At 71.9% G+C, this 12204-nt stretch carries 10 protein-coding genes; 5 read left to right on the forward strand and 5 right to left on the reverse strand.

Going from position 1 to position 12204, the window contains the following annotated elements:
- Window positions 1–9: 9 nt before the first annotated feature.
- Window positions 10–876 carry a polysaccharide deacetylase family protein gene (locus tag ACFYTT_RS16165; protein ID WP_387259955.1) on the reverse strand — a complete coding sequence of 289 codons (867 nt, stop codon included), beginning with the start codon at window positions 874–876 and terminating at the stop codon, window positions 10–12.
- A gap of 111 nt (window positions 877–987) precedes the next feature.
- The gene (locus ACFYTT_RS16170) at window positions 988–1725 is read right to left on the reverse strand and encodes a response regulator transcription factor (protein ID WP_131052731.1); all 738 of its coding nucleotides are present in this window, start codon (window positions 1723–1725) and stop codon (window positions 988–990) included.
- A gap of 250 nt (window positions 1726–1975) precedes the next feature.
- Between ACFYTT_RS16170 and ACFYTT_RS16175 the strand changes: the two genes are divergently transcribed.
- The 5 genes from ACFYTT_RS16175 (at window position 1976) to ACFYTT_RS16195 (ending at window position 5443) form a co-directional block, all read left to right on the forward strand.
- The gene (locus tag ACFYTT_RS16175) at window positions 1976–3010 is read left to right on the forward strand and encodes a hypothetical protein (RefSeq protein WP_131052730.1); all 1035 of its coding nucleotides are present in this window, start codon (window positions 1976–1978) and stop codon (window positions 3008–3010) included.
- Window positions 3011–3122: 112 nt separating this feature from the next.
- Window positions 3123–3908, forward strand: coding sequence for a DUF2993 domain-containing protein (locus ACFYTT_RS16180; RefSeq protein ID WP_131052729.1), 786 nt, complete (start codon window positions 3123–3125; stop codon window positions 3906–3908).
- A 72-nt stretch (window positions 3909–3980) separates the two neighbouring features.
- Window positions 3981–4058: an Ms5788A family Cys-rich leader peptide gene (locus tag ACFYTT_RS16185; protein ID WP_311202345.1), complete on the forward strand. Its 78-nt coding sequence runs from the start codon at window positions 3981–3983 to the stop codon at window positions 4056–4058.
- A gap of 211 nt (window positions 4059–4269) precedes the next feature.
- The gene (locus ACFYTT_RS16190; protein ID WP_387259959.1) at window positions 4270–5118 is read left to right on the forward strand and encodes a sulfurtransferase; all 849 of its coding nucleotides are present in this window, start codon (window positions 4270–4272) and stop codon (window positions 5116–5118) included.
- Between the two features lies 1 nt (window position 5119).
- On the forward strand, window positions 5120–5443 hold the full coding sequence (locus tag ACFYTT_RS16195) for a DUF1416 domain-containing protein (protein WP_131052727.1): 324 nt from the start codon (window positions 5120–5122) through the stop codon (window positions 5441–5443).
- A gap of 92 nt (window positions 5444–5535) precedes the next feature.
- Here ACFYTT_RS16195 and ACFYTT_RS16200 read toward each other — a convergent pair whose 3' ends face one another.
- The 3 genes from ACFYTT_RS16200 to ACFYTT_RS16210 form a co-directional block, all read right to left on the reverse strand.
- Window positions 5536–5676 carry a hypothetical protein gene (locus ACFYTT_RS16200; protein WP_162854347.1) on the reverse strand — a complete coding sequence of 47 codons (141 nt, stop codon included), beginning with the start codon at window positions 5674–5676 and terminating at the stop codon, window positions 5536–5538.
- Window positions 5677–5689: 13 nt separating this feature from the next.
- The gene (locus ACFYTT_RS16205; protein ID WP_254876992.1) at window positions 5690–6889 is read right to left on the reverse strand and encodes a glycosyltransferase family 2 protein; all 1200 of its coding nucleotides are present in this window, start codon (window positions 6887–6889) and stop codon (window positions 5690–5692) included.
- Between the two features lie 674 nt (window positions 6890–7563).
- A complete protein-coding gene (locus ACFYTT_RS16210) occupies window positions 7564–11937 on the reverse strand; it encodes a S8 family serine peptidase (protein ID WP_387259962.1) in 4374 nt (1457 codons plus the stop codon).
- Between the last annotated feature and the right edge of the window lie 267 nt (window positions 11938–12204).

The raw sequence follows: 12204 nt of genomic DNA on the forward strand, positions 1-12204 counted from the left end.
CGGCGCCGGTCAGGATCCGTGACGCGGTAGCGCCTGGACGTCGAGTCGGCCACGCAGTTCGGGCAGGATGCGGTACAAAGCGTCCACTGTGCCCTGTCGGTCGCCTCCGGCGTCGTGCAGCAGCACGATCGAGCCGGGTTGCACCCCGTCGAGCACCGACGCGGCGATCCGGTTCGCGCCGGGCCGCTGCCAGTCGGAGGTGTCCAGCGTCCAGTGCAGCGGCGTCATGCCGAGTTCCCGGGCGGTGGCGATCAGCGAGTACGTCCAGGCGCCGCCGGGCTGGCGATACCAGGCGATCGGGGCGTCCGGCACGGCGGCGCGGATCGCCTCGCTGGTGCGCAGCAGGTCGTTCCGGATCCGTTCCGGTGACCGCGCGCCCAGCGTCACGTCGTGTTCCCAGCTGTGGTTGCACAGCGTGTGGCCGTCGGCCACGATCTGCTGGACGAGCCACGGGTACGCCTGGGCGTTCTGGCCCACCAGGCAGAAGGTCGCGGTGACCCGGTGCTCCCGCAGCAGGGCGAGCACCTGCGGGGTGTAGTCCGGGTTCGGCCCGTCGTCGAAGGTGAGGGCGACGGTGCCGGTGCCGGTGGTGACCCGGGTGCCCATCGGACCGAAGTTGGGGTCCTGGGCCTCGCCCTGGTCCGGGTCGTGCGGGACGCCGCTGGGCGGGACGGCGCCGGGCGTGCCGGTGGGTGCGGGGGCGTCCGCCGAGGGCGGGACCTGGTCGGCGTACTCGGGATGCTCGGCACCGGTCGCGGTGACCGCGGAGTTGTCGCGCGGCTCCTGGGGCAGCAGGTTGCGCCCGAGCAGGTACGTCGAGCCGAGCACCGCGGACACCACGAGCACGATGATGCCGACCGCCTGTGTCGTACTCACCGGCCGTCGTGCCGAGCTCCCGAAATACGTGCCCACCGCAGCCCCTTTTGCTGGTCAACTCGGCAGTCACCATAAGGCTGACGAGTTGCCCAAAAGGGGCATATGGGGGAATTAGCCCTCGACGGTGAGAGGGTGCAACGCCAGGGACGCGTGCTCGGTGGCCTCGGCCAGCGCCCGGTTCGACGGTACGACGAACTTGTAGCCCACCTGGCGCACGGTGCCGATCATCGACTCGTACTCGGAGCCGAGCTTGGCCCGCAGCCGACGCACGTGCACGTCCACCGTCCGGGTGCCGCCGAAGTAGTCGTAGCCCCAGACCTCGCGCAGCAACTGGTCGCGGGTGAACACCCGGCCCGGGTGCTGGGCCAGGAACTTCAGCAGCTCGAACTCCTTGTAGGTGAGGTCGAGCGGGCGGCCCTTGAGCTTGGCGGCGTACGTGTCGGGGTCGATCATCAGCTCGCCGGCCCGGATCGAGCCGCCGGCACCGGCCGTGGCGTTGCTCAACCGGCCGACCGCGAGCCGCAGCCTGGCCTCCACCTCGGCCGGACCGGCGGAGGCGAGGATGACGTCGTCCACGCCCCAGTCGGCGTTGAGCGCGATCAGGCCGGCCTCGGTGACGACCGCGACCAGCGGTACGCCCAGCCCGGTGGCGTGCAGCATGCGGCAGGTCGCCCGGGCCTCGCTGAGTTCGGAGCGGGCGTCGACGAGCACGGCGTCCGGGCTCGGACCGGCGACCAGGGTGCGGACGTCGCGTGGTGCGGTGCGCACCGAGTGCGGCAGCAGGTCGAGTGCGGGCAGCACAGCGGATGGTTCGCCTGCCCGTGCGGTCACCAGCAGCAGGATCTCCACGATCACCTCCGTCCCGGCGGCCGGTGTGGCCGCACGCGACCAGCGGCACTCAGGGCGAGTGGGCGCTGGGAACTTCCGTGGGTCCCGGCGTCGCTGACGGGCGGGTTTCGGCTTGAGAGTAGCCGATGGCCCTGCTTGGACCGCGTAATGGTTTCCGGTTTGCCCCTTCTGCCCATGATCGCGGCCAAGGTTTTAACGTCGTGGAAACCGTGGCACCCGAGTTGTGCATCTGGTCTGGCACGATCGGTGCGTGTTTCCCTCCAACTCGCCCGAGGCCGACCGCGAACAGTGGGTGGACGACGTGCCCCCCGGGGACGGCTCGGCACCGCGTACCGGTCCGGCCGTGGATACCGAGGAGCGGGGCCGCTCCCGGGGCCCGCGACGCCTCAGGCGCGGCGGCTCGCCCCGGCGTGCCGACGACGCGCTCGACGAGGAGGAGGACGAGTACGACGAGCCACCGGTCGAGGTCCCCACGAAGCTCTCCCTCGCCGTCGGCGGGTTCGCCGCGCTGCTCGGCATCGGTCTGATCATCGGCGCGCAGACCTCCGGACCCGGCGACCGGGTGCCCTTCGCCATCGTCGTGTTCCTCGTGCAGGTGCTGTTCGTGCTGGTCTGGACGGTGGTGAACCGGCCGCCCGCCGCCGCGGTGGTGATCGGTGCCGGCGTACTGGCCGCCGCCGTGGCCGACACCGTGGCCATCCGGACGGCCGAACCCCGCATCCTGCCGCTGTTCTACGTCGCGGCCGGTGGGGTGCTCGTGGCGGTGCTCGGCCAGTTGGTCCGGCGGGTGGACCGGCTACGGGTGACCGACTCGGTGCGGACCACCGCGACCATCGTGCTCGGCCCGGTCGCCTTCGCCACGCTCATCGTGCTCACCCGGGTTCCCGCCGGCACCCAGGCGATTGTGGTCTGCCTCGCCGCGAGCGCGGTCGCGCTCACCGTGGCCCGGCTGACCGACGCCGTCGCGGCCTGGCCCCGGCTCGCCCCCCAGGTGCCGCGAGGGGCCGCCGGGGTGGTCGGTGGCGCGATGGTGGGTACGCTCGGGAGCGCGTTGCTCGGCGGCTATCTGGTCACCCCGTTCACCCCGACCCGGGCCGCGATCATCGCCCTGGTCACCGCAGTCGTCGCCGTGCTGGCCGACCTGGCCTCCGGGTACGCCGAGGCCGGTCGACTGATGGCGGGCGAACTGCCCGACGCGTGGGCGGCGCGGCACGTGCAGGGGCCGCTCGCCGGCTTCGCGATGGCCGCCCCGGCCGCGTACCTGATGTGCCGACTGGTGTTGTAGCCGGCCGCTGCGGCGGGCGGTTGAGGAATCCGGACATCGGGTAACACCGGTGCGCCGCCGGGCGTACCGGCGATTCGGCCGGGATCGACGTGCGACAGGACAAGGAGAAGGTGTGGAGCACGAGCAGACCTATGGACGGCGCCCGCGGCGACGGGGGCGCAAGGTACTGATCGGCTTCGTCGTCCTGCTGGTCGTACTCGTCGGTCTGCTCGCGATCGCCGACCGGGTCGCGGCCAACGTGGCCGAACGCACCATCGCCGACGAGGTCCGCCAGCAGGTGGCCCAGCAGGGTGCGCAGTCCTCCCCGCCCGAGGTCGAGCTGGGCGGGTTCCCCTTCCTCACCCAGGTGCTCGACGGCCGCTACGAGCGGGTCACCATCCGGCTGCGGGACGTACAGGGCTCGGTGCAGGGGGACGCGGTCGCGCTGCCCAGCCTGGACGTGGACGCCCGCAACGTCCGCGCCAGCCTGGACACGCTGCGTACCGGCCAGGGCGACGTGGTGGCCGAGACGGTCAACGGGACCGGCACCATCGACTACCAGAGTCTCGCCGCGTTGCTCGACCGGGAGGGGCTGACCCTCGGCGAGCAGGACGGCAAGCTCTCGGTGACCGCCCCGCTGGACGTGCTCGGCCAGCGCCTCACGGTCACCGGCACCGCCGAGATCGTCGTCGGTGAGCAGGGGCAGATCGCGCTCCGCTTCGACGACCTGGACGCCGAGGGCCTGCCCAGCCTGCCGATCGCCCGCACCCTGCTGAACAATTTCGCCCGCAGCATCTCGGTCGACGTACCCCTGCCGGAGCTGCCGTTCCAGCTCACCGTCCGGGAGGTCGTGCCGAGGCCGGAGGGGCTGACGGTGACGGCGGACGCACGGGACGTGCCGATCAACTCGGTCGGCTGATCCCGGCGCCCACGTCCCGGATGCTGGTCGGGCCGGTGGAGATTCGTGAGATCGCTGATAGGCTCCCTGGTCATGGGGACGCTCCTCACCAAACGGCGCGCGGTCGACCTGTGCCGCGTGGCCACCTGCCTGTGTCGCCCCGTCATCTGACGGCGGGGCTGTTTCGGGCCGCCTAGCGGCCTTCGGCACTTGGGGTACGCGTACCTGATCCCGGTGCACCCCACCGGACGCCCGGCAGCGGCGCCGTCGCACGAATCCCGTGATCCGTTCCTAGCTATGGGTCCCGCGCGTGGTGCGACTCCTTCATCACAGCGAATTCCGCGCGCTGGCTCACCATCCATCCTCACCAGGGAGTGATCTGATGAGTCGCGACACCGCACTCGTCTCGGCCGAGTGGGCCGAGAAGAACCTCGACGCCCCGGGCGTCGTCTTCGTCGAGGTCGACGAGGACACCTCGGCCTACCACACCGGTCACATCGCCGGTGCGATCAAGCTCGACTGGAAGACCGACCTGCAGGACCCGGTCCGCCGGGACTTCGTCAACAAGACCCAGTTCGAGGCGCTGCTCTCCGAGCGTGGCGTCGGCAACGACGACGTCGTCGTCCTGTACGGCGGCAACAACAACTGGTTCGCCGCGTACGCGTACTGGTACTTCAAGCTCTACGGCCACGGCGACGTCAAGCTGCTCGACGGCGGTCGCAAGAAGTGGGAGCTGGACGGCCGTCCGCTGGTCCGGGACGAGGTGACCCGCTCGGCGACCCAGTACGTCGCGCAGGAGCCGGACAACAGCATCCGGGCCTTCCGCGACGAGGTCGTCGCCGCGATCGGCACCAAGAACCTGGTCGACGTGCGCAGCCCCGACGAGTTCGCCGGTCGCCTGCTCGCCCCCGCCCACCTGCCGCAGGAGCAGGCCCAGCGGGGTGGCCACATCCCCACCGCGATCAGCGTGCCGTGGTCGAAGGCGGCCAACGAGGACGGCACCTTCAAGTCCGACGACGAGCTGCGCAAGATCTACGGCGAGGCCGGGCTGGACGACGGCAAGGAGACCATCGCGTACTGCCGGATCGGCGAGCGCTCCTCGCACACCTGGTTCGTGCTCCAGGAGCTGCTCGGCCACCGCAACGTGAAGAACTACGACGGATCCTGGACCGAGTACGGCTCGCTGGTCGGCGTGCCGGTGGCGCTCGGCGACGAGCCCGGGGAGGCCTGAGATGACCGCACCGACCGCCGCCGGTTGCGCCGCACCGGATCAGGCCGCGCCGTTGCCGGCCAGCATCGACCTGGAGAAGGAGACGGTCATCACCGGCCTCGTCCGCTCCACCGAGGGTGAGCCGGTGCCGGGTGCCTACGTCCGGCTGCTCGACTCGACCGGCGAGTTCACCGCCGAGGTGGTGACCTCTCCGGCCGGTCAGTTCCGGTTCTTCGCCGCTCCCGGCAACTGGACCCTGCGGGCGCTGTCCCGGCACGGCAACGGCGACACCGCCGTCACCGCCGGACGGGGTGTCAACGAGGTGACCGTCACGGTCACCGACTGACCCACGCTCTGATCGGCCTCGTGGCCCGCGTCCCCCATACCACCGGGGGACCCGGGCCACGAGCCGTCTGCGCCCTTCCGCGACGCGGTACGTCAGCCGACCTTGCGGCGGGCCTTGGCGCCCCACTTGGCGGCGGTCACCAGCAGGGCGCCGAGCCCCAGCAGGATGCTGCCGAGCAGGCCGACGGTGGCGGTGGAGGCGCCGGTCAGCGGGAGGTCCTGGTTCGCGGACATGTTGTCACCTCCCTCAGCCCTTCACGCCGACCGCCATGCGCGCCGGGGAATCCCAGACGCACCGGTCGACCGTCGGCTGTCGGATCGCCTTCACCAGGGCGTGCACCAGGATCACCCGGTACAGCAGGTCGGCGAAGACGATCACGGGGAGGAACAGCGGTAGGCGGGGGCGCCGGAGCCGCCAGGCGGCCAGCCCGACCCAGAGGCTCTGCCCGGCCAGCATGAGACCCAGCCCGGCCAACAGCCCCGGACCGGCGGTGGCGAGCAGCCAGAGGGTCATCGGGGCGCCGGCCACATAGAGCACCCAGTGCAGCATCAGCAGCAGGTACGCGAAGTCGAAGCGGCTCGTGTGCCGACCCACCCGGTGCCCGATGACGCCCTGGAAGGTGCCCCACATCCAGCGCAGGTTCTGCCGGTACCAGTCGGGCAGCGTGGTCGGGTCCTGGAGGTGTGCCAGTGCGCGCGGCGCGTACACCACCCGGCCGAGGTGGCGCCGGTGCGTCTCCAGCACCCAGTACGTGTCGTCGACGATGTAGGGCGGCTGCTGCGGCAGCACGGCGTCCAGCAGTTCGGTGCGGTACACCGAGTTCGAGCCGGAGATGCAGTTCATGACGTTGAAGTGGCTCTGGATCCGGCGGATCACCGCCTGATACATCCAGTAGCTGTAGGCGCGCTTGGCCAGCCACGGGTTCCACCGCCGTTCCGGCGGCCACCACGTGACGTTGTGGCCCACCGCGATGCCGACCTCCTCGGTCAGCTCGGCCAGGGCGGCGCTGACGAAGTCCGGCGCGACCACCACGTCGTCGTCGAGGATGGCGACCGCGCGGTAGTGCGTACCGAGACCGAACTCGACGTATCCGGCGTGCAGGGCGGCCGGCTTGCCGACGTTGCGGGCCAGGGCCAGCACCCGGGCGCCGACGGACTCGGCGAGGTGAGCGGTGTCGTCGGTCGAGGCGTCGGAGACGAGGTACACGTCGCTGCCGGTGGCGCGTGCCGCGCGTACCGTCTCGGCGATGGTCGCGGCGCCGTTACGGCAGGCGATCAGGACGGCCACCTGGTCCGGGCGTACCGGGCCGTAGCGCGGCGACCGGAGCGCGTGACGCGGCCGGTAGGCCACCTCGGGGCGGACGAAGCCGTAGCCGAAAGACCCGACGATCAGCAGCAGCGCGACGGCACTCACAGTGATGGTCGAGGCCAGGAGGACTTCCAGCATGACAGCCAATCCGCAGGCGGGAGGGGATGTGAACGCCGCTCGCGTTGAGGCGTGCTGCTAACGCTAAGTGACGGACCGTCGGTCGCCAAGAGCCGTGATCGCTTTCGTCCGTTCGGCCCACGGCCGGATGGCCCTCCGGTCGGTCGGAAACGCCGATGACCAGGAGAAACAGTCGGGTGGTCGGACGCGCGACAGGGCTGGACGCCGCCCGGTGGCTGGACGGCGGCGGTGGGTGGACGGCGGCGGTGGGTTGCGGGTGCGCACCCTGTCGGGTCGGGTCCTTTCGAGCTGACGGCGACAACGGTTCAGGCGTCATGCCGCAGTCCGGTTTCGTCCGCCCGACCGCGATGCGCCCGCCGGTCATTCGTCCGACGGTCACGCGCCCTGCCGCCATGGTCCGGCGTGCCGCCATTGGTCCGGCTACCGCCATTGGTCCGGCGTTCATACGTCCGGCTGGCATTGACTCGGCTGCCTTCGCCCGGTTCTCAACCGCCCGGGTTCCCCGCGCTTCTGCTCGCCTTGAGGCGCTCGAAATGATCGACAGGCGGCAGGGCAAGGGTGTTGTCGTGACCGTCCGAGCACCTGGCTTCGCAAGCCCTGACCTGTATTCCGGGCGGACAGGGCGGCGATGGCCGCCGGTTCGTGACGAACCGGCGGCCACCAGGGGTAGTGCGTCAGATACCGGTCGCTCTGGTGCAGGTGGATGCCGGATCAAGGGCGAAGTCGAGGGAGCCGACGATGCCCGCCTCGATCTGGTGCCGCTTGACCTGCGGCACCCAGCCGTCCTTGGCCACGATCACCTCGTACCGGCCCTTCGGCAGCCACCAGGCGTACGTGCCGTCGGCGCCGGAGGTCAACGTCGTGCCGGTGCCGGCCGAGATCAGGTTCACCCGGACGGTCGCCGCCACCGTCACCGTCACCCCACCGCAGGTGGTGCCGGTGACGGTGCCCTGGACCTTGCCCCAGCTCGACGGCGGCGAGACGTTCATCTCCACCGACACCGGCGTCACCGGGTACGGGGTGTCCGAGGCGACCACCAGTTCGGCGTCGTACCGTCCCGGCTGTTGCAGTCCGGCCGCCGCCGTCGCGGTGAGCGTCACCGTCACCGTCCGGGACGCGCCCGGTGCCAGCGTGAAGGTCGCCGGCGAGCTGGACAGCCAGGGCACGTCCGCTGCGGCGGCACACTGCTCCAGACCACCGAGCAGCTCGCTGTCCGCCGAGCCCACGAAGGAACTGGGCGAACCACCGATCTTGTACGCGCCGCAGGCGGCGGCGCCCCGGTACCGGCCGAACTGGGCGTTGGGCAGGTCACGCCAGGCCCCGGTGGCGGGGTCGTAGGCGATGGTGCGGTTGCTGACCGCCGTCGAACCGGCCGTCACGCCACCGGCCAGCACGAGCATCCCGCCGGCTGCCGCGTACTGGGAGCCCCACAGCTCGGTCGGCATGCTCGGCAGCGGGCTCCACGCGTCGGCCGTCGGGTCGTACCGGTAGGCGTCGGTGTACTCGGTGCTGCCGGTGCCACCGGCGCAGTGCACCGTCTCGCCGAGCCCACCGCAGGCCAGCCAGGACACCGGGTGCGGGTAGGCCGCCCGGGTGCCGAACGTGGCGGTCGCCGGGTCGAAGACCACCAGTCGGTCGGAGTCCGTGCAGGTGGCGTCGGCACAGCCGCCCACCAGGTAGACCTTCCCGTCGACCACCGCCCCACCGGCCGCTGCGGTCGGTGCCGGGTTCGTCGCCCCCGGCACGGTGCTCCAGGTGCCGGCGACCGGGTCGAAGACGTCGACGGTGGCCACCGGACGGTCGTCCGCGCCCCAGCCCCCGAACACGTACAGCTTGCCGTTGACCGCTGCCGCGACCGGCTTGGAGCGCGCCACCGGCAGGTCCGGCAGGGCGGTCCAGGCGTCGGCACCCGGGTCGTACGCCCAGGCCCGCCGCTCGGTGCCGGTGTCACCGCCACCACCGACGGAGTAGATCTTCCCGCCCAGCCACGCGGCGGCGTTGTCGTAGATCGCGGCCGGCAGCTTGGCGATCGGGCTCCACGCGTCGTCGGCCGTGGTGCGCACCTCGGGTGCCGCCCCGCCGTACGCGACTCCGGTGTGGGCCTTGCTGATGCCCTTCATCTTCTGTTCCCGCAGCGGTGCGCCGGACTGGCGGAGCAGCTCGAACGCGCCGGTGCGTTCCAGCAGCTCGACGGCGGCCGGCGCGCTGCCGGTGTTGCGGACGGTCAGCTTGGTGGTCCGGGTGCTGTTGTAGGGCTGGTGCGCCACGACGGACGCGGGGCTGACCGTGAGCCGCCCGGCGCCGAGGGCGAAGTCGGCCCGCTTGACCCGGTCGGCCTCGACCGTGACCTGCTTGGTGGCCGGTTGGTACGGCGGACGACTGGCGGTGAACGGGTGGGCGCCGGTCAGACCGGAGAAGAGCCAGTAGAAGCCGTCCGGCTCGGCGGTGTCCTCCGGGGTCGCCGCCGACACGGCCCGATCCTGCGGCCGGTCGTCGCTGACCACGGTCACCCCGTCCACGGGTGCCCCGGTGTTGCGGTCGGTGGTGGTGCCCACCACCAGACCACCGGGCACCGGCGTGCACTCGCGGTTGACCACCTCCACGTCGTCCACCTGCCACCACCAGGCGAAGGTGCCCTTGAACCGGAAGCGGACCAGGGCCGAGGCGGCGTTCGCGGCCGGGGTCAGTGCCACCTCCTCGACGCGGGGGCCACGCCGGCTGGTGGTCTGGTGCCAGACGGTGGTCCAGGTGGCGCCGGAGTCGACGGAGACGTCGACGTCCGCGGTGTCGGAGATCCCGACGGCCCGCCAGTCGCTGCGGAAACGCAGCACCGGTGCGGCGGTGCCGGAGAAGTCCAGCGGCGGGGTGACCAGGTCGGTGTCCTGGCTGTTGCCACTGCCGAGGGCGTCACTGTCGACGATGGCGAACCCGCCGGCACCACCGGTCAGGTTGCCGCGCGACCGGGCGTCGGTGAAGGTCCAGCCACCGGAGGCGGTGCGGTTGTCGACCCGCCAGCCGGCCGGGGTGCCGGTGCCCTCGAAGCTCTGGGTCAGCAGCGGGGTCCCGAACCGTCCGGTGTAACCGGCGGCGGTGCACCCGGCATCGACCGGAACGGCCACGTCGACCGTGGTGGCCGCGCCGCCGACCGGCACCTCCCGGGTCACCGTGCGGTAGCCCGGGTAGCGGGCCGTGACGGTGAGCCGGTACGTGGTGTCGCCCGGTGCGGTGAACGAGTAGCGACCGGTGACCGGGTCGGTGAAGACCGGCCCGCCGGGCCGTCCGGCCACCTCGACCTTCGCGTACAGCGGCCAGCCGTGTCCGGAACCGTCGGTGACCTTGCCGCTGACCGTGACCGTCGGGGTGGCCGCCAGCGCGAAGTTCCGGGTGACGGCCCCGCCCTCGGCCACCGTGACGGTCGCCGACTGACCGGCGTAGCCGTAGGCGCTGACGGTCAGGCGGGTCTCGCCGGCCGGCACGTTCAACGCGTACCGGCCGTCGGTGCCGGTGGTGGCGCTGCGGGTGCCGTCGGTCACCGTGGCTCCGGCCACCGGGTCGTCGTCGGCCGCGTCGGTGACGATGCCGCTGACCCGGCCCACCGGGCCGCGCGGGGCGTCCCGCACCGCCGCGTACGCGTCCAGACGTCCCTCGCCGAAGACGTTGTTGTCGGCCGGGGTGCCGCCGCAGGTGGTGGCGTCGACGTCCCGGGCGGTGCGGTCGAGCAGTTCCTCGGTGCCGGCCACGTCGCCGCGCAGGCTCGGTGCCGCCGCCCAGACCAGCGCGATCGTCCCGGCCACGTGCGGGGCGGCCATCGAGGTGCCGCTGAACGAGGCGTACCCGCCGTTGCGGACGCTGGACCGCACGTTGCTGCCGGGTGCGGCGATGTTCGGCTTGATCAGGTCGGTGCCGAAGCCCCGGCCGGAGAAGTCGGCGATGGCGTTGTTCACGTCGTACGCGCCGACCGCGTACGAGTCGGCGTTGTCGCCGGGAGAGCCGGCGCTGCCGCAGGCCGGTCCGTCGTTACCGGAGGAGAAGACCGGGAACATGCCGGCGGCCCGCCAGGCCGCGACGGTCTGCTGGTACCACGGGTCGCCCCCGTCGCCGCCCCAGGAGTTGTTGACGATGTCGGGGCGCAGGTCCGGTCGGGGGTTCTGCCCGGCGGCGTCGGTCGGCGCGAGCACCCACTGCCCGGCGGCGAGCAACGAGGCGTCCGCGCAGCTGTTCGTGCCGCAGCCCTTGGCGGCGATCCACCGGGCTCCCGGGGCCACGCCGATCTGGTTGCCGGCGCCGTCGTCGCCGACCATGGTGCCCATGGTGTGCGTGCCGTGGTCGTTGTTGTCGCAGGGCGCGGTGCCCGCGCAGACGCCGGTCGGGTCGAACCAGTTGTACGCGTGGTCGAAGCCGTCGCCGAGGTTGCCCCGGTAGGAGCCGACCAGCGCGGGGTGGTCGTAGCGCACGCCGCTGTCGATGTTGGCGACCACGACGCCCTCGCCACGGTCGCCGAACTCGTCCCAGGCCCGGGGCGCGCCGATGTTGGTCAGGCCCCACTCGACGGCCGTGGTGCGGGCCCGGGTGGTGTCGGTGGCGGTCGGCCGGACCAGCGGGTAGCTGCGGCTGGGGGAGATCCGGGCCACCTCGGGCCGCCGGGCGATCTCGTCCAGCAGCGCCTTGTCGCCCTCGACCCGGATCGCGTTGGCGATCCAGTACGCGGTGTGCGGCACCTTGCGCTCGTCGAGCATCGCCCGCAGGTCGTGTTGGGTACGGCTGGCGGTGCCGGTCAGCAGCCGGTGCACCTCGTCCGCCCGGCGGTCGGCGTCACGCAGCCGGGCGGCGTCGGCCAGTGTGGCGGTCTCGCGCAGGTACACCAGGAACGTCGCGGTCGACGCGGTGTCGAACCGGTCGATCAGGCCCTGGTCGACGGCGGCCCGGTGTGCCGTCGGCTGTGGGGCCGGTGCGGCGACGGCGGGCTGGGCGGTGACGGCGAGTACGGCGGCGGCCAGCAACGTCACCGCCCGCCACCGTGATGACCGTGCGGATGGTCGTGTGAACAAGGTTCCTCCCCCACGTCGTCGGTCCCGATCCGTTCGGGGCCCGGACAACCCGCGCGCCGGCTTACGACGTCGCGGAGCGGACGGGGCGATGTGGGTGGCTGATGGTGAGCGCCCGCCCGCTGAGAGTCATGCTCTTGCCCCGACAGTCGGTGATCAATGGACGGCGTCGGTCAGTACTCGGTCAGTGACGGGGCGGGTTGCTGACCGTTAGTCTTCAGGCGGGGGCTCCATCGGTGACTATCGTTGGCGATTAATGGAAAGTCGCAG

Origin of the sequence: Micromonospora sp. NPDC003816 (assembly GCF_042874705.1) — a bacterium.
Taxonomy (GTDB): Bacteria; Actinomycetota; Actinomycetes; order Mycobacteriales; family Micromonosporaceae; genus Micromonospora.